The 19,367-nt window shown below is 42.5% G+C and carries 12 protein-coding genes; 11 read left to right on the top strand and 1 reads right to left on the bottom strand.

All coding sequences use genetic code 11. The features are described from left to right. Positions 1 to 305 precede the first annotated feature (305 nt). From AC07NA_RS02525 to AC07NA_RS02510, 4 genes are all read left to right on the top strand, one after another. Positions 306 to 2,822, top strand: coding sequence for a DUF5686 and carboxypeptidase-like regulatory domain-containing protein (locus tag AC07NA_RS02525; protein ID WP_494895408.1), 2,517 nt, complete (start codon positions 306 to 308; stop codon positions 2,820 to 2,822). A 117-nt stretch (positions 2,823 to 2,939) separates the two neighbouring features. After that, the gene (locus AC07NA_RS02520) at positions 2,940 to 3,617 is read left to right on the top strand and encodes a response regulator transcription factor (RefSeq protein ID WP_494895406.1); all 678 of its coding nucleotides are present in this window, start codon (positions 2,940 to 2,942) and stop codon (positions 3,615 to 3,617) included. After that, positions 3,617 to 4,864, top strand: a complete 1,248-nt coding sequence (locus tag AC07NA_RS02515; RefSeq protein ID WP_494895404.1) for a sensor histidine kinase — start codon at positions 3,617 to 3,619, stop codon at positions 4,862 to 4,864. The genes AC07NA_RS02520 and AC07NA_RS02515 overlap by 1 nt, the downstream gene beginning before the upstream one ends. A gap of 66 nt (positions 4,865 to 4,930) precedes the next feature. Next, a complete protein-coding gene (locus AC07NA_RS02510; RefSeq protein ID WP_494895403.1) occupies positions 4,931 to 5,371 on the top strand; it encodes a PepSY-like domain-containing protein in 441 nt (146 codons plus the stop codon). 56 nt (positions 5,372 to 5,427) lie between these two features. On the opposite strand, the gene AC07NA_RS02505 is transcribed toward AC07NA_RS02510, so the two are convergent. Then, positions 5,428 to 7,569, bottom strand: a complete 2,142-nt coding sequence (locus AC07NA_RS02505) for a sigma-54-dependent Fis family transcriptional regulator (protein ID WP_494895402.1) — start codon at positions 7,567 to 7,569, stop codon at positions 5,428 to 5,430. A 441-nt stretch (positions 7,570 to 8,010) separates the two neighbouring features. On the opposite strand from AC07NA_RS02505, the gene AC07NA_RS02500 reads away from it, so the two are divergent. The 7 genes from AC07NA_RS02500 to AC07NA_RS02470 all read left to right on the top strand — a co-directional run bounded on the left by AC07NA_RS02500 (position 8,011) and on the right by AC07NA_RS02470 (position 19,356). After that, on the top strand, positions 8,011 to 10,170 hold the full coding sequence (locus AC07NA_RS02500) for a sigma-54 interaction domain-containing protein (RefSeq protein ID WP_494895401.1): 2,160 nt from the start codon (positions 8,011 to 8,013) through the stop codon (positions 10,168 to 10,170). A gap of 5 nt (positions 10,171 to 10,175) precedes the next feature. Then, on the top strand, positions 10,176 to 12,479 hold the full coding sequence (locus AC07NA_RS02495) for a tetratricopeptide repeat-containing sensor histidine kinase (protein WP_494895400.1): 2,304 nt from the start codon (positions 10,176 to 10,178) through the stop codon (positions 12,477 to 12,479). 2 nt (positions 12,480 to 12,481) lie between these two features. Continuing rightward, the gene (locus AC07NA_RS02490) at positions 12,482 to 14,416 is read left to right on the top strand and encodes a sigma 54-interacting transcriptional regulator (RefSeq protein WP_494895398.1); all 1,935 of its coding nucleotides are present in this window, start codon (positions 12,482 to 12,484) and stop codon (positions 14,414 to 14,416) included. Between the two features lie 223 nt (positions 14,417 to 14,639). Next, positions 14,640 to 15,272, top strand: a complete 633-nt coding sequence (locus AC07NA_RS02485; RefSeq protein ID WP_494895396.1) for a hydrolase — start codon at positions 14,640 to 14,642, stop codon at positions 15,270 to 15,272. A 19-nt stretch (positions 15,273 to 15,291) separates the two neighbouring features. After that, positions 15,292 to 16,668 carry an alginate export family protein gene (locus AC07NA_RS02480; RefSeq protein WP_494895394.1) on the top strand — a complete coding sequence of 459 codons (1,377 nt, stop codon included), beginning with the start codon at positions 15,292 to 15,294 and terminating at the stop codon, positions 16,666 to 16,668. Between the two features lie 17 nt (positions 16,669 to 16,685). Then, positions 16,686 to 17,417 (top strand): M17 family peptidase N-terminal domain-containing protein, encoded by a 732-nt coding sequence (locus AC07NA_RS02475; protein ID WP_494895393.1) that lies wholly within the window; start codon positions 16,686 to 16,688, stop codon positions 17,415 to 17,417. Positions 17,418 to 17,439: 22 nt separating this feature from the next. Next, positions 17,440 to 19,356, top strand: coding sequence for an amidohydrolase (locus AC07NA_RS02470; RefSeq protein WP_494895392.1), 1,917 nt, complete (start codon positions 17,440 to 17,442; stop codon positions 19,354 to 19,356). The last annotated feature ends 11 nt before the right edge of the window (positions 19,357 to 19,367 follow it).

The raw sequence follows: 19,367 nt of genomic DNA, 5'->3' as shown, positions 1-19,367 counted from the left end.
TGAATTTTAGTTTGATGTTACCTTTTTGTTACATAAACCGTTTAACAGGGTAATATGAACAGGCTTTTCAAAACTTGCCGACTTACGGGGATACATCAATTAATGAAACAATATTTACTTCTGTCATTATTTTTTTCAGCAGGCAATAAAAATCATAATTGTAGCGCTACACACGCAAAAAGATAGTATTTTTAAGGCTAAGCTTTATTTAACGACATTCTTTCTACCAGAAAAGAGCAGACATTCACCAGAATGTATCCAGAATCTGCAACGAACTTGTTGTCGTTCATCAACATTTGAATTTTATGAGATACCTGTTAAGGTTATTAATTATATCTACTCTTTTCTTCATCGGTGCAACTAATGCCTGGTCGCAAAAAATAGCCCTCTCAGGTAAAATTGTCGACGCGGCAACTTTTGAGCCTGTATCATACGCTACCATTTCGGTTAAGGGCACTACCACAGGCACACGCAGCGATTTTGATGGTTCATTTCACTTAACTTTTACCCGCACAAAAGATTCTGTTACTATTAGTTGCGTTGGCTACCGCGAAAAGTCGGTTTATGTAAGTGATAAGGCCACTCAAAATTTAACTATCCGGCTTCAACCTTCTGCACAAACCTTGCAGGAAGTGAAAGTTGGCCCCAAGGGATATATTAACCCGGCATGGGCAATTTTAAGGGAAATAGTAAAACATAAAGCAACTAATGATCCGGCCAATTTACAATCATATCAATACAAAAGTTATAACAGGATTGAACTTGACGCGAGCCATTTGAGTGACAAACTGCTCCGTAAAAAGTTTATTGGCCAGGCCTTAAGCCTGGCTGATAGCCTGAATGTTACTGATGCTGATCACGTACCAGTGTTGCCACTGTTCTTATCAGAAACCATTTCCAATTATTATTACCGCAAATCGCCGGAGGCTAAAAAAGAGGATATAATACATACCCGCACCAAAGGCATAGGCTTTGAAGATGGTACCTTGCTGGCACAACTTACCGGCAGTACCTTTCAGCAATATAATTTTTATAAAAACTTTGTGAGCGCGGCCGGTAAAGATTTTGTTTCGCCCATTACCGACAGCTGGAAAGGCTGGTACGATTATGAACTGGACAACAGGGATGCCATGGTTGGCGATGTGAAATGTTTCCAGATCTCCTTTAAGCCCAAACGCCCGCAGGATTTAGCCTTTACCGGTACTATATGGGTGGTGAAAGATACTTACGCGTTATACCGCATTAAAGCCACAGTTCAGCCTGCCTCCAATTTAAACTTTATCAACCAAATAAAAATAGAGCAGCAAATGGGCGGCAATGGCAAAGACCCTTTACTGCCTAATAAAACACGCATATTGGTAGAGGTTGATCAGCTGACAAAAAACAGCACCGGCTTTTTGGCCAAACTTTATACCTCAAACACAGATATAGCTACGGGCAAAACTTACGGGAGTGATTTTTTTAAGGAAAGTATTTCTGTTGCCGATGACGCCCAGGCGGTTGATGAACACTTTTGGGATGCTAACCGCCCCGATTCGATCACCGCGGCGGAGAAATCGGTTTATCATTTAATTGATACGGTTAAATCATTACCCACTGTAAAAAATTATCTTATAGTGGCCGATCTGCTCATCAACGGGTACTACCGCGCCGGGAAGATTAGTTATGGCCCATTCCTCAATACTTTCAGCGTAAATAATGTTGAAGGCCCGCGCTTTCGCTTAGGTTTTCGCACTAATTCGAGCTTTGATAAAAAATGGATACTGGGCGGCTATGTTGCTTACGGTATGAAGGATAAAGAAATAAAATTCGGGGCGAGTGTAGATTATATCCTTTCACGGAAGCACTGGACCGAGGCCGGTATCAGTTATTCGCACGATTTGAACCAGGTAGCCCTGTTGAGCGATAGTTATTTATATCAACGCAATAACCTGTTTGCCGCGCTTACACGCTTTGGGCCGGTAGCTAAGCGGAAGCCTTTTGACCAGGATTTAATTACAGCCTATATTTCCCGTGATCTGTTCAAAGGTTTTACTGAAAAGGTGACGTTATCAAATTGGTCGTTAGATCCCCTGTTTGCATTTCGATTTCAGGATAATAACCCGAATGCAAGCCAAAAGATGGTGGTATCAGAATTGCAGTTAGAAACTAAATGGTCGCCGGGTTCGCAGCCACTGATCTCTGAAACAGTGAACAGGCCGTTAAGCGTAAAAAGCAAGGCCACCGCGCCGGTATTTACATTCAGGTATACGCTTGGCTTTAAAAACTTTTTAGGCAGCGATATTAATTATCAAAAATTTAGTGTTAACGTTATTCAAACTTTAAAAACCGGTAGGTTTGGGCGTGGCAAGTATTCTTTTTCCGCAGGATATATTCCATCTACAGTTCCGTTCCCTCTACTGGAAAACCACCTGGGTAACGAAACTGCTTTGTACAACCCGAACGCATTTAACCTGATGCACTTTTTTGAATTTGCAAGTGATAAATACGCCAGTTTAAGTTATACACAGCATTTTGAAGGCTTATTGCTTAATGAAATTCCATTTATTGCTAAGTTGAAATGGCGTTTAGTAGGTACCGCCAACCTACTTTACGGCGATCTTTCAAGTGCAAACCGCTACAACATCTCCCAAAATCCGAGTATATCTTTAAGCGGCCTTGGTAGTAAACCATATATTGAAACCGGTTACGGAGTAGAAAATATCTTTAAATTTTTACGTGTCGATTTTATTCATCGCCTCACCTACCGTGATCATGCTCCGGCACCTGATGTAAACCCTAAAAATTTTGGTATCAAGGTTTCCGCACAATTGAGGCTGTAAGTATTGAATTGGGCATTCACATTATTCATCTTGTAGTAATTAAAGTTTAAGTAGTAAATTAGTCTTTAATTCTCCAGTTTTTCTACAATATTAACTGGTACGTTTGGATAAAAAACCGTGAAAATTTTAATCATAGAAGATCAGGCAGGGTTACGGGAAAGTATAGAATCGTACTTTACCGGCGATGGTAATGTGTGCGAATCGGCCTCTGATTATAATACCGCGATAGCCAAAATAAACCTGTACCGTTACGATTGTATTGTGCTGGATATTACCCTGCCCGATGGCAGCGGACTGGAAATATTAAAGGCCCTTAAGGAGGGGCGCCATGCAGATGGCGTATTAATTATTTCCGCTAAAAACTCCTTGGATGACCGCTTGAATGGCCTCGATCTGGGGGCTGATGATTATCTTACCAAGCCCTTTCATTTATCAGAGTTAAAAGCAAGGGTGGCGGCAATAGTGCGCCGTAAAAGCTTCGACGGAAGCAACTCGCTCATCTTTAATGAGATCAATATCGATATATTTTCTAAAGAGGTAAAGGTTAATAAACAGGCTATTAAGTTAACCCGTAAGGAGTACGACCTGCTGCTTTACTTTTTAGCCAATAAAAATAAAGTGGTTTCTAAAAACGCTATCGCTGAGCATCTTTGGGGCGATGAAATTGATATTGCCGATAATTTCGATTTTATTTATTCGCACATTAAAAACCTGCGTAAAAAAATGACGGAGGCAGGCGGTAAAGATTACATCAGCGCCGCGTACGGCATAGGGTATAAATTTATTGATCAATAATGAAACTCTTTACCCGCTATAACCGCGCAACTACTATGCTCACCGTTGTTGTAATGCTTGTTTTGGGCGTTATTTATTATTACGTGATCAGCGGGATACTTACCAGCCAGGTAGACCGTGACCTGGAGGTAGAAGAGCAAGAAATATTTGAGCATGTTAAGCTGAACCATGAGTTGCCGGTAGTGTATCCTTCCAATCACCAGTTTATTTACCTTACCCCGGTAAAAACACCTGTAAAGCGCCGTTTTATAGATACGCAATACAAAGACCCTGATGAAAACGCGATGGAACCTGCCCGGGGACTAATCAGTTCGGTGGTTTTAAATAATCAACGCTACCAGATCCGTGTTGTTCAATCAACTGTTGAAACAGAAGATTTGATCAGGGTGATTTTCATGATTACGGCAGGAGTGATCATTGTTTTACTTGTTGTATTGCAGGTATTTAACCGTATGATACTTACTAAGCTTTGGCAGCCTTTTTATACTGTGCTTAACCAATTAAAAGTGTTTAGCCCGAGCAATCAAACTATCCTTGATCATGCCGCATCTGAAATTGATGAGTTTAATGATCTTAATAAAGCGGTAAGCACCATGTCGGCACGGGCGGTAGATGACTATATTCAGTTAAAAACATTTACCGAAAACGCGGCGCACGAAATGATGACCCCTGTGGCTATCATTAATTCAAAGCTGGATTCGCTGCTGCAAACTGATGAATTTACCCAAAATCAAAGCGTATTATTAAAAGATCTTTACGATACCGTAACCAGGTTAACCAGGCTCAATAAATCGATGTTGTTGTTAACCAAAATTGAAAACAGGCTCATCGCCGATGAGCAGGTGATCGATTTGAAGGAGCTTATTGATGGCTTACTGCACCAATTTGATGAACTTTTTTCAGGCTTGGAGATCTCGGTAACAGCCGACCTTACAGAGCATAGTATTAAAGCAAGCCGTTTTTTGGTAGAAGTATTGTTCAATAACCTGATCGGTAACGCGATCAGGCACAACTATCGTAAAGGCCATGTGCATGTTACCCTTACGCAGGCATATGCCGGCATCAGTAATACCGGTAAACCTTCCGCGTTGGATATGGAGCTCCTATCAAAACGCTTTCAAAAATCAGCCGAATCAGAGGGTACAGGACTGGGCTTAGCGCTTTGTAAACAGGTATGCGAAAATTGCGGCTTTAAACTGCAATATGATTTTACCGATGAGCAACACACTTTCAGAGTGATTTTTTAAAAGCTTACTCGCTGACCTACAGGATTTATCCAAAATTGGCTGTTAAGTTTACTAAAAAGATCATTTATGAAAACATTCGGAAAAACATTAGCCATTGCCATAGTGGCAGTAGCTTTTAATGCAGCAGCCAATGCGCAATCAGTACCGGCCTCAAAAGTACCGGCACCTGTAAAAGCAACCTTTATGAAAACCTACCCTACCGTTACCAAAGTAAAATGGGAAATGGAAAAAGGCAATTACGAAGCAGGTTTCGTAAGTCAAAAACAAGAAACATCAGCAGTATTTACGGCCGATGGCAAAATGCTTGAATCGGAAGTTGAGATAAAAACATCGGCTTTGCCTGCACCGGTATTGGCTTACGTAAAAGACAATTACAAGGGCAAAAGCATTAAAGAAGCAGCCAAAATCACCAAAACAGGCGGTGAAGTAAATTACGAAGCAGAAGTAGCCGGCAAAGATTTACTATTTGACAGTACCGGCAAGTTTATTGAAGTAGCCAAAGACTAATTACCACCAAATCGATCTGCAAGTAAATCATAGCTTGCAGATCGATATTAATCTACTCAATACAGATGCTTTTTGGTTAAGCCAAGCCGCTTTATTTTGGAATTTAGCGTGGTTGCGGGAACTCCTAAAAGTTTGGCCGCACCAAACGGACCTGATACTTTTCCTTTGCAGCTTTGCAGTACCATAAAAATATGATCGCGTTCGTTTTCGTCAATGGTTTTTACCTTTAGCAATTCGTTGTTAGGACTGATGATCTTTTTATCGGACACAGGCATCGTGATCTCTTTGATCAGCGTACCTTTTGTTAATAGCACATGCCTTTCAATCAGGTGCTCCAATTCCCTTACATTGCCGGGCCAGTGGTATTCTTTCAGGTCGTTAAGGGCCTTTTGAGAGAAGCCGGTGATCTTTCTGCCTGCCTTTTGTACGTATTTATTCAAAAAATGAATGGCTAATGGCGGTATATCCCCTTTGCGCTGGCGTAGGGCAGGTAAGTTGATAGGGAAAACATTTAAGCGATAAAACAGATCGCGCCTGAATCTGCCTGCCTCCACCTCTTCCAGTAAACTACGGTTAGTGGCCGAAATAAGTCTTACATCCGTCTTTATAGTAGCAGAGCCCCCTACCCGTTCAAATTCCTTCTCCTGCAAAACGCGGAGCAGCTTAACTTGCAGATCTAATGAAAGTTCACCAATTTCATCGAGAAACAGGGTGCTGTTATTGGCCAGCTCGAATTTACCGATACGGCGTTCGGTAGCCCCTGTGAAGCTTCCCTTTTCATGCCCAAACAATTCCGACTCAATCAGATTGGCTGGTATTGCCGCGCAGTTCACCTTAATCATAGTTTTATTACGCCTGTCCGAATCGTTATGTATAGCCCGGGCGATCAGCTCCTTGCCGGTACCGGTTTCGCCCAATATCAAAACGGTAGAATCTGTACCCGAAACCTGGGTTAACAGGCTAAATACTCGTTGCATTTCACTGCCCTGGCCTATAATTTCAGCGTAGTGATGGTCGGTTTGTGTATCTTCCGGAAGATATGGTATCTCTTTATCCAACTGCTGCCTGCAATCCTTTATCTCTGCCGATTGCTCACGAATTTTTTCCGCGTATAACACATTGCTTAACCCAACTGACAATTGTGATGCTATCGCTTTGATCAGGTTTAATTGGTTTGTTGGGATCATTCCTTTTTCCTTTACAGGGATATAAAGCACACCCACTAATTCTGTTCCGCTTTTTAAAGCAATGCCAATAATCTGCACAGCACTAATCTTTTGCCAGTATTGCGCATAAGCGGTATCAATAAGGTTTTCTAACTGAAAAACAATTGGTTCGGTAGCCAACGTTACGTTGGCGAATAAGCTGTTTTCAATAAGGTATTGTTCTGTAATTGATTTTGCGGAAATATTATCAGGTATCAGTATACAGTATGTTTCACCATCAGGATTGATAGTGGCAACAAGCGCACTATTCAGTAAATGATGCAAACTAAACTGCTCAGTTACTACCCCGATAAGATCACTCTGATGCTTTATACCGGCAATGGCATTACTAAAAGATACGAGTGTTTGAAAATATTGTTTCTGGTCGGTATCCGGATTTGTTGATGAAACATTGACAGAAACATTTGCAATTGTTTTTGTTAAGCGAGCTATAATATCGGCCAGCAGATCGGCAATTGAACTGCAAAAGTTCAAGCCATCGGCACTTAAGCCTTTTTTATTGTTGTGTAGCTCGAGGGTGCCTAATATGCGGTTATTATTTTCGAGCGGTATATAGCAATGGAAATTATAATCGGAATTATTGTTGAGTAAACAATGGTTAATTTGAAACTCCTGCTCCCATTCCTGCCTTGTTCTAAGCATCGGGAATTGAAAAATGGCAATTTCCCCGGCAATGGCGTCCAAACTTGGCACATCGGTAATAATTTTTGTATTTAACCCACCGCTCTCGTGGTCCGCCTCTGTGATATAAGCGATACGAATATGGCTCAATTCGTCATTATATAATATTAAAGCGGCACAATCAATATTATATAGTTGATTTAACTTATTAAATATCACCTCAAACAATGCCAAAAGTTGGATACTATCATTGCTGCCGTTACCCGGTTGCATGTATTCCGACAGATCATGCATATTAAAGCTATCAGATATTTTTCCGGGAAAATAAGTAGAATTGCTTGTGTCGTTCATAGTAGCATCCATTCACTTTTAAAACCAATAATCAACTATTACATAGCCAAAGTAACAGGTATAGATAAAGCCTGCTTTTATTAAATTTTGTAGGGTATTGTTCCGGGCGGAATTCAAAGCTTATGCCAAAATATTCAATTGTTTAAACACCAACATATTAGCTAAAAAGATAGCATTTAGTAACTCACTAAATATCGTCAATCAGCGATTTTAGTAAGCGAAATAAAGTCACGTAAGCAATCCTGATATTCATCATTACTACATAATGATTATCACATAAAATACTAATTATCAAATAGAAATAAATCAGTCGCAAAACACAATCTCACTAAATATCGTCAAACACACAGCCACATTTGGCGACATTACTAAATTATATGCTTACTTTTACGCATGGAAAGGCCCGGTACAAATACTATTAAAAAAGGCTTGGTAAGCAATATGATCTCAGCTGATGATTTCATAAGTGCGGAGCAGTTCAGCAGGCACAGGCAATTAGAAACAGAAAATGCCGTTCTGCTTTCCATAAGTCACGAAATGGCCGCCATCCGCAACAAGCAGGACCTGGTTGATGTGCTTAATATTCCATTCCGAAAGCTGTTCGGGTTTAACGACATTATTATTACGTTATACAACCGCGAGAACGAAAGCTACAGCACTTTTTTATCGATATGTGAAGACCCACGCAGGTTACATCCTCATTTTAATGAAGTATATGATTCGGGACTTATATTTATAAATAATATTATAAAAACAAATGCATCGGCCGACCCTATCGTATTTGATATTGAAGCGCTGGTTAACGAAAACCCGGTATCCGAATGCGCTCAGTTTTACAAACAAACCGGGATAAAAGAATTTGTGGCTGTTCCCTTACGTGTGGGTGATACCATTTTAGGGCAGGTTTATATGCTTGCCGAACAATTGAATATATACAACGGCCATAAGTATAACCTCATTAAGGGTTTGGCCGGTCAGCTTTCAACCGCTATAGCCAATATATTGGCAAACGAGGCTATCATCCGTAAAGAAAAAGAAACGGCGGTTTTATTGTCGTTAAGTAATGCCATAGCCGTTACCCGTTCAAAATCAGATCTTTTTGAGGTGATAGACAAGAACTTGAAAAGCATATTCCCGTTTGATAATTTTGTACTTTGCCTGATCAACGAGGATAAGAAAACGCACAGCGCGTACTTATATAACGAGAACGAAGCCTTTCAAAGCAATCCCGGTATTGCGCCCAAATCATCCAAACAATATACACTTAACGATGGGCTTTGCGAATTGATCATGGCCGCCAACTCGCCCATTGTGTTAAACGTAACAGAGGTGCTCGGCCGGAAAAAATATCCGGATTGGCTCCCATTCTGGTATAACCTCGGCATACAGGAAATAGTCGCTTTTGCTATTTATGATCGCCGCGAATGTATCGGGTTCTTTTACCTGTATGCCAAACAGCCTAACGCTATATCAAACGAATATTATAATATATTAACCAATATAGGTTTACAAATATCGGTAGCGGTTACCAATATCAAGGCTAACGAAAAAATAGAACAGCAGCTACAGGAGATCAACGCTTATAAGCAACAGTTAGAAGACGAAAAGCTTTACCTGCGCGAGCAAATTGAAACCGGCTACAATCACGGCGAAATTATAGGCACCAGCCCGGCTATGAAAAAGGTATTCCATTTGGTAAACCAGGTGGCTTTTTCAGATAGTACGGTTTTGATACTTGGTGAAACAGGTACAGGTAAGGAATTGATTGCAAGGGAAATACATAACAGTTCACCACGCAGGGATAACTTAATGATAAAACTTAACTGTGCTACCCTACCCCCCAATTTAATAGAAAGCGAACTGTTTGGTCACGAAAAGGGAAGCTTTACCGGGGCTACTGAACGGCGCATCGGCAAGTTTGAACTGGCCAATAACAGTTCTTTATTTTTGGATGAAATTGGTGAGCTATCGCTTGAGCTACAGGTTAAATTGTTAAGGGCATTACAGGAGAAAGAGATAGAACGCATTGGCGGAAAAGGAATTATTAAAACTAATGTGCGCATTATAGCGGCCACCAACCGTAATTTATTAAAAGAGGTACAGGCAGGCAATTTCCGCAGCGACTTGTATTACCGTCTCCATGTTTTCCCGATAACACTTGCGCCATTGCGGGAACGTAAAGAGGACATTGAGTTGCTTGCACAGCACTTTATTGAACGGTACAGTAAAAAAGCCGGTAAGCGGATAAAGGGTTTATCTCATGGAGTGTTAAAAAGTTTGCAGGGCTATAACTGGCCCGGTAACATCCGCGAGCTGGAGCACCTGATAGAACGGAGTGTTTTGCTTGCCAACGGCAATATGGTAAGCGAGGTACATCTACCTAAAGTCGATTTTAAAGAGGCAGCAACGCAAGCAACTTCAGGCACCCAGGTTAAAAGCATTTATGATAACGAGCGCGACCATATCTGGGCCATACTAAAGCTTTGTAATGGCAAAATATCCGGTGCAGGGGGCGCTGCCGAGTTACTGGGCATACCGGCAACTACGCTGAACTCCAAGATCAAAAAATTCAATATAAAACGCGAGCATATACTTAAATAATGCCCATGAAAGCACTGTTAATTATCATAAAAAATGTGGGCTGCTGCATAAGTTACTTTTTAGCAATAGTTTGCCTGTGCTGTACCGGGGCATTAGCGCAAAATATTGATAAAATGCGCGTGGACCAGCTATGGGATTTTCCGAACAGCAAACTGCTTGCATTACTTAATAAACCGCAGCAAGATACCGTTAAGTTAAAATTGCTGTCGGCGCTGGCCAGTAATATCGAATCAAAACCGGGTAGCTTTAAAGCAGATGTAGATAGCGCTGTTTATTACCTGAAACAAGCCGAAATTATTGCCAATGAGCATAATTTACTGCGGCAAAAGGCCGAAGTAATTCAACATTTGGGCTTGGTTTACCTCGGGAATGATGAGTATGAAAAGGGAAAAAGTTATTATCTGAAAGCCATTGAAATTACCCGCCAACTGGGCGATAAAAGTTTTGAGGCCTATCTCTGGAAACAATTGGCTTCAAGAACAATTGAAAATACCAGCAAACTACCTCTTTTACTAAAGGCACAATTACTTTACCGCCAGGCTAATAATAAAGAAGAAGAGATCAACACACTTAAAGATATAGCCGACGCGCACCTCAACCTGAACAAATTTGACCTGGCAGAGAAAGAACTTAATCAGGTTTTAAAAATGTATAAGGCCATTGGGTATAAAAAGCTTTGCTTTACTTATGATCTGCTATCGGCACTAAACCGCCGCCGTGGCACCATTGATAAGGCGCTTTATTACGCCATAACCGCGGTTGAAAGTGCCGAAGAAACTAAAGACACCGTGGTGTTGCAAACGTTTTACTGGCGGCTTGGCGAGGCTTACCAGGATGTAGGGAATACCAGTAAAAGCGCTTATTATCTTGATAAATCGCTTGATATTTTGATGCGTTACCCCGGCCCCTTGTTGTACCACGTATTGGAGCAGCTTACCGATCAGCTTATTAAGCTTAACAAAACATCAGAAGCGCTTGATAAAATAATGCTGGTACATAAACTCAACCCGCCAACCGATATACATGATAAGATAGCGCTTGCTTTTGCTACCGCAGATTGTTACGTGGCATTGAAGCAGTATGCAAAGGCCGAAAAATACTACACTCAGTACGCCGATATAATAGGTAACGGTGATGACTACTATGGTGCTTTTATTAAGATCACCGGGTTTTACATCAATCAAAAAAACTATAGCAAAGCAGCTTTTTACTTAAAAAAGATTGCGAAGTATAATAATGAAGGCTTGTCGGTTTCGCGCCTTCGCGATGTGAGCATGTTCCACTTTAAGGTTGATTCGGCAGCCGGAAATTTATCGGCCGCTATTGCTCATCTGCAAGACTACAATAGACTGAATGACTCCATATTCACCAAAGAGAAACTGACACTGGCCGAAGAATTACAGGTAAGGTTTGATGTGGCGGGCAAGGATAAAGATAACCAGCTATTACGCGACAAGGCTATTTTACAGGATAGGGCTTTACAGCACGACAGGCTGATAAAGAATATAATTATAGCGGGCTGTATCGTATTGTTATTGCTCATCTCGCTCCTTTTCAGCAGGTATCGTATCAAACAAAAAGCTAATGCCGAACTGGAAGAACAGAAGGAAGAAATACGTACCGCCAACGAAGAACTGGGAACCATTATCGGTGAAAAGAACAAACTGATAGGCGAAAAGGAGTTTCTGCTGAAAGAGATCCATCACCGGGTAAAGAACAATTTGCAGCTCACCATGAGTCTGCTTAATTCGCAAAGCAACTACCTGGATGATGAAATGGCCATAAAAGCCATAAGGGAGAGCCAGCACCGGGTGAAATCTATTTCGCTGGTTCATCAAAAGCTATATCAGAACGATAATGTGGGACGTATAGACGTTAAGACCTACATCTACGAAGTAATAGCCTACCTGCGCGAAAGTTTCAACATTGGCCAGCGGGTACACTTTGAATTAAAAATTGACGAGGCTGAGCTGGATGCAGGGCAAACCGTTTCGCTGGGCTTGTTTATCAACGAAGTAGTTACTAATATTTTCAAGCACGCCTTCCCTGTGCAAAAAACAGGACTTGTACAAATACAGTTGATACGGCGCAATGAAACGCAATACACCCTCATTATAAAAGATAATGGCATTGGCCTGCCCGATGGGTTTGACATTGATGCAAGCAACTCGCTGGGGCATATTCTCATGAAAGGTCTCAGTACACAATTAGGCGGAGAGATCAACATCAAAAATGATAACGGCGTAAGTGTTTATATGGATTTCATCGCAGATCCCATATTTACCAACTCCGATGATACATTGATTTAATAATGAAAGAAAGTATTTTAATTGTTGAGGATGAATTTATTGTAGCGCATGATCTGCAACAGATACTCGAAAAAGCCGGTTACCAGGTTAATGGTATTGCGGCATCGGTAAAGCAGGCGCTCGATATTTTATCGGTACGTAAAACAGATATTGTACTGCTTGATATTTTTTTGAAAGGCAAACTCACCGGGATTGATCTGGCTAATCAGCTTACCTTGCAGGGGATTCCATTCATTTATATATCGGCCAACTCAAACGAAAAGGTGATGGAAGCGGCCAAGGTGACACAGCCTTATGGCTTTTTGGTAAAACCCTACCGCAATAATGATGTACTTTTAAGCATAGATATTGCACGGTATCGTTACCGGCATAGTATCGATCTTAAATCGAGTGGAGAGCTATACCTGCAAAGCGTAATTAAAGATATAGCAGGTGACAATATCAGCTGGGAACAAAAACTGATGCGCATAGTAAGCGCCTTTCAACCTTATATTCCTTTTGATTATGTGGCGATAATAGGGCTAACCAAAGACATGGATAAGTATAGCGAACTAACCATATCCCGAACCCGCTTTGATGAGTACCAGGTACTATCCCAGCCCGAATTTCTGAAGTTATCGGGTTTAACACCCGATGAATACCGGAGCATGCCCATCGTTGTATCCGAAACCATAAAAGACGGCGTTTATGTGGGTGATGATTTTGACGACATCTTAAAAATATCGGCACTTAAGCGGAGTATTGCCCAAACCTTTTCGTTTAAGGCCAATATTGTAAAATGTATTAGCTTGGCAAATGGCGAACAGTTAGTGTTTTCTTTTTACAGCAAGATAAAAGATATATACAAGCAATATCATTTAAACCTGCTGATGCATCTTCAAAATACACTGAAAACTAATCTGACTGGTCTAATAGCACCGGGAATGTCGGATGCTGTACAGGCTAAAAGCTATCAAAGATCTTCGCCCCTTCTATACAAACCTGATAGCGATCTGCAATTTGCTGGGATTGTGGGCAGTAGTACCGCCCTGTTAAAGGTGTTAGACCAAATTAAAATTGTAGCACCCACCGATACCTCGGTATTGATAACCGGCGAAAGCGGCACCGGAAAAGAGCTGGTAGCCATTAACCTGCACAAGCTTTCGCCAAGACGCGGGCAACCCATGATCACTGTTAACTGCGCTGCCTTACCTGCCGAACTGATAGAGTCTATTTTATTTGGCCATGAAAAAGGCTCCTTTACCGGCGCGAACGAAAGGCGCATAGGTAAATTTGAAGAGGCCAGCGGCAGTACCATCTTTTTAGATGAGATAGGCGAAATGCCTTTTGAGCTGCAATCGAAACTATTGAGGGTATTGCAGGAAAAGGAAATAGAAAGAATTGGCGGCACCGGCGCTATTCCCGTTAATCTAAGGATTATTGCCGCCACCAACCGTAACCTCGAAAAAGAGATAGCCCTGGGACGTTTCCGGGTTGACCTGTATTACCGTTTGAATGTATTCCCGATAACTGTGCCCGGCTTAAAGGAACGTAAAGAAGATATCCCTCTGCTGGTAAATCACTTTGTAGATAAGCACGCCAAAAAGATGCGTAAGCCTATAAAAGGTGTATCTAAAGCTATTATGAATGGCTTAATGGTCTACGACTGGCCCGGTAACGTCAGGGAATTGGAGCATTTGATGGAGCGCAGCGTTTTGCTTTGCAATGGCACTATTATAGACGAGAATTACCTGGACATCAGTTTGCCGGTAATTGATGAAGAACCCAATGAGACATCCGCTGTAAAAACAATTGCCGAAAACGAGCGCGAACATATATTAGCCGTGCTGCGCAAATGCAACGGTAAAATATCCGGCGAAGGGGGCGCTGCCGAACTATTGGGTATACCTGCCACTACCCTTAATTCTAAAATAAAAAAGCTCCATATTAAAAGGTAATGGTACTGCATTACCCGGTATACAAGCAAAAAATTACAGGCCTCTTCACAGAGGCTTTCTTTTTTACGATAATCCGTTAACTGTAGATAATATTGGTTACCTGCTCGTAAATTAACGTTATATCATTAATATAAAATCCGCACAAAATTATTCAAATAATTGATTATCAAATAATTAATTAATGGCACTTTAATGGGATATAGGATGGCAAAACAAATAAATTATGAAACCATCACCAGACTTATTAACGCCAACAAACCATGCCTTGGTTTTAATTGATTTTGAAGGACAAATGTCATTTGCTACTAAAAGCATCACCATGACGGAACTGCGCACTAATACAGCGGTTATTACCGGCGCTTCTAAAATTTTTAATGTTGCTACCATTGTAACTACTGTAGCCGAAGATACTTTCAGCGGCCCCGTATTCCCGGAAATTGAAGAGGTTTACCCACGTGCCACATCGGGATATATTGACCGCACCTCAATGAATACCTGGGAAGACGAAGCGGCTTATAAAGCCATTACCGGCTTAAACAAAAAGAAAATTGTACTGGCCGGTTTGTGGACAGGCGTATGTATTGTTGGCCCTGCACTATCGGCCATTGCCGAAGGTTACGATATTTATTTTGTGGCCGATGCCTGCGGCGATGTAAGTGTTGAAGCTCATGAAATGGCCATTCAGCGTATGATACAGGCGGGTGCAAAACCAATTACATCAATACAATACCTGCTTGAGCTGCAACGCGACTGGGCACGCCAGGAAACTTATGTACCGGTTACCAATCTGATGAAAAAATACGGCGGCTCTTACGGCTTAGGTATCCATTACGCGCATAAAATGGTGTCGCATTAATTTGCCAGCTACCTGTATAATGAAAAATCAGCGATATTTTCTGTCCGCACTGCTGCTGTTATGCTGCCTGTGCGGGCAGAAACTTCAGGCACAATCCATCAAACTTATGCGGTATGATGAAGATTACAGCAACTTGAAAGATTCGAGCCGTAATTTTTATAACCGCCTGAAGTTTTTACCCCTTAGCGCCAATAATAAAACATACCTCACCTTTGGCGGCGAGGTGCGCTATGAATATGCGGGTAAAGAAAACGAAAGCTGGATAAAGAACGAAGGATATAACCATTCGCATTTTCAACGCTATATTTTATATGCCGACCTGCATACGGGCGACAGGCTGCGCTTTTTCGCACAATTAAACAGCGCGCTCGAAAACGGCAGTAAGTATGGTCCCTCGCCTGTTGATGAGGACGCGCTGGAAGTACAGAACCTGTTTGCCGATTTTAAAGCCTGGCAAAATAAAGGAAAAAGCCTTGTGATAAGACTGGGCAGGCAAGAGCTGAATTACGGCTCGGGCAGGTTGATATCGGTACGTGAAGGTACCACGGCACGCCAGTATTTTACAGGCGGTAAGGTAATGTACGCTGCCAAAAACTTCAGTATTGATGGTTTTGTAATGATGGCCGATAAGGTGAATCGCGGTGTATTTGATAACGAGCCAAGCCATCAGGCTAACCTGTGGGGTTCGTATGCCAGCTTAAATATAGCCAAGGGAGGCAATTTTGATTTTTACTATTTAGGTATCCGCCGGGACGATGCCGAATTTGAAGAAGGCGTTAATAAAGAACTGCGCCACACTATAGCTACCCGTTACTGGAAATATGGCGGCGGCTTTATTTACAACCTCGAAGCGGCTTACCAGTTTGGCAAATTCGGGCAGGGAGACATAAGTGCGTGGACAACCGCCATAGATATAGGCTACATGTTTGAGCACGTAAAGTTTAAACCCTCTATCAACCTGCGTAACGATTATATATCCGGCGATAGTAAAGCCGGGGATGGCAGGTTACAAACCTTTAATCCGCTTTATCCTAAAGGAGGCTACTTCGGATTTAATCCGCTCATAGGGCCATCAAACCTGATCGATCTGCACCCTTATGGTGTGCTAACCCTATCTGATCAGCTTAGCGTGCAGGCCGATATAGTATACAACTGGCGCTATTCATTAAGCGATGGTATTTACCGGCCGAGCGGTAATTTCAACACGGCCGGCTCATCATCGGTCAAACGATATATAGGCACTACCTACCTCTTAAGCGCCGACTACAGGTACAACGCGCACCTTAGCATCAGTTGCGGCGGACAGTACTTTAAAACCGGGGGCTTTATCAACGACATTGTTGGCAGCACTTCAAACTCTATTTTTTTTAACACACAAATAGCATATAAATTTTAAACACTAAAAACCCAAATATGAAAAAGCACCAAACAGCAATAGGATATATCAGCAGGTTAATCATGGTATTGTTCATCGCCATGGGGCCGCGGGTATTGCAAGCTCAGGATCAATTACCTGCAGTGGGTACCAGTTCCATTTTAGGTAAAGTAAGCGGCGTAGCTGTGGAAGCGAAAGTACAAAGCCCCTCAAACGAGGCCACGCCTTTACAGGTGGTATGCGTATTTGAATACACCGAGGGCGATATCTTTAACTCGCCGCCTGCATTGCCGGCTGCTTTAAACGGTATGGTACATGTTGACCACCAATTGAACGGCCTGATAACCGAGTTAAGAAAAAGTGGAAAATTTGCAGGCCATGCCTTGGAAACCATTTTACTAACGCCACCAAAAGGCATGATCCCGGCGCAGCATTTACTGATCATAGGCTTAGGCGATCGTACAAAATTCACGCCTGATGTAATGACCAATGTTGGCCGTATAGGTATGCGCGAGGCGCTGCGTTTAGGCGTAACCAGCTATGCGCACGCCAGCGATTTAAAAGATGGCGGCCTTGATTCACCTACCGAATTGGTAGCAGGAAATGTACTTAAGGGGGCTTTCGATGCTTACAATACCGAGCTTTTTTTGAAAGGCAAAAAGATGACCAGCCTTAAGCCGCTTACCAAAATTACGCTGCTGGCAGGTCCGGCATTTTATACCGCATCGGGCAAAGCCCTTACCGAAACCATTGCAATACTTAACAAATAGTTGAAGCCTAACCCTACACACTATGAAAGCAGAAACAATTTTATATAATGGTAAGATACACACGGTGGATAAAGAAAACCCATCGGCCACGGCTGTAGCCATAGCCGATGGTAAGTTTATCGCGGTAGGTACCGATCAGGAGATCATGCAAATGGCTTCAGCGGAAACCAGACTTATCGACCTGAAAAAGAAAACCGTGATACCCGGAATAAACGACTCGCATACCCACCTGATACGTGGCGGACTAAACTACAATTTGGAACTGCGCTGGGATGGTGTACCTTCATTAGCCGATGCACTGCGGATGTTGAAAGAACAGGTTGACCGCACCCCTAACCCGCAATGGGTAAGGGTGATTGGTGGATGGAACGAGTTTCAGTTTGCCGAACGCCGCATGCCCACCCTGGCCGAAATTAACGCGTTATCGCCCGATACGCCGGTTTTTATTATGCACCTATATGATCGCGCTTTTTTAAATCGCGCGGCTTTAAAGGCGGTAGGTTACACTAAAGATACACCTGCGCCTCCGGGTGGAATGATAGAGAAGGACGCTAACGGCGAACCTACAGGTATGATCATGGCTACACCCAGCGCGATGATCTTGTATGCTACTTTAGGCAAAGGGCCTAAACTATCATACGAACACCAGTTAAACTCCACCAGGCATTACATGACGGAGATGAACCGCTTTGGTATTACCAGTGTAATAGATGCAGGAGGCGGTGCCCAGAATTTCCCGGATGATTACAAGGTTGTTGAAGAACTGAATAACAATGGTGAGCTAACCGTTCGCATAGCGTACAACCTGTTTACACAGCATCCTAAGCATGAACTGGAAGATTTTGACAATTGGACCAAAACAGTAAAACTTTACCAGGGCGATGATATGTACCGCCACAATGGCGCGGGTGAAATGCTGGTATTCTCGGCAGCTGATTTTGAAGATTTTATACAGCCACGCCCCGATCTGCATGAAAATATGGAGGCAGAGCTGGAACGGGTTATAAGGCATCTGGTAGAAAACCGCTGGCCGTTCAGGATGCATGCTACTTATAACGAAAGCATCACCCGCTTTTTAGATGTATTTGAAAAAGTGAACCGCGATATGCCTTTCAACGGGCTGCCCTGGATATTCGATCATGCCGAAACCATCGACGAAAAGAATATGGAGCGCGTGAAAGCACTGGGTGGCGGCATTGCCATACAGGACAGGATGGCTTTTCAGGGAGAACACTTTGCAGACCGTTATGGCGCTACCGCCACACAACAAACTCCTCCTGTTAAAAAAATGCTGGAAATGGACATACCCGTTGGCGGCGGTACCGATGCTACACGTGTATCCAGTTATAACCCATGGCTGGCCTTGTACTGGCTATCATCGGGTAAAACGGTAGGCGGTTTGCAAATTTACGATGAGCAGCATAGGCTATCGCGCGAAACGGCACTTGAACTATATACCCGAGGCAGCTCATGGTTTTCTAATGAACAACATAAAAAAGGCAGTATCAAGGTTGGTCAGCTGGCCGATATAACGGTGCTGAACAAAGACTACTTTAAGGTTCAGGAAGAAGAGATCAAATCCATAGAGGCTGATCTTACCATAGTTGGCGGGAAGATAGTGTATGCCAGGGGCGATTTTTCGTCGTTCTCTCCCCCACCCGTGCCAATACTACCCGATTGGTCGCCCACAGCGATATATAACGGCTACTACCCGGGGAGTAACCACCTGGTTAACGCGCAATCAAAACAAGCCAAAGCCATAGCACGCAAGCATAATGATGCCTTAACACAGGCGCAGATAGCCAATGCCGTTCACCAGTGTATAGGTAGCTGTAATGTACACGCGCACAACCATAACGCGGCGCGTTTAAGCAATATTCCGGTAGATAATTACACAGCATTTTGGGGCACCCTGGGCTGCTCGTGCTTTGCATTTTAATTTATTATATT

The organism is Mucilaginibacter sp. GW821-FHT07G05 (genome assembly GCF_059418565.1).
Note: the sequence above shows the minus strand (reverse complement) of the source record. Positions and strands in the feature narration are given on the sequence as shown.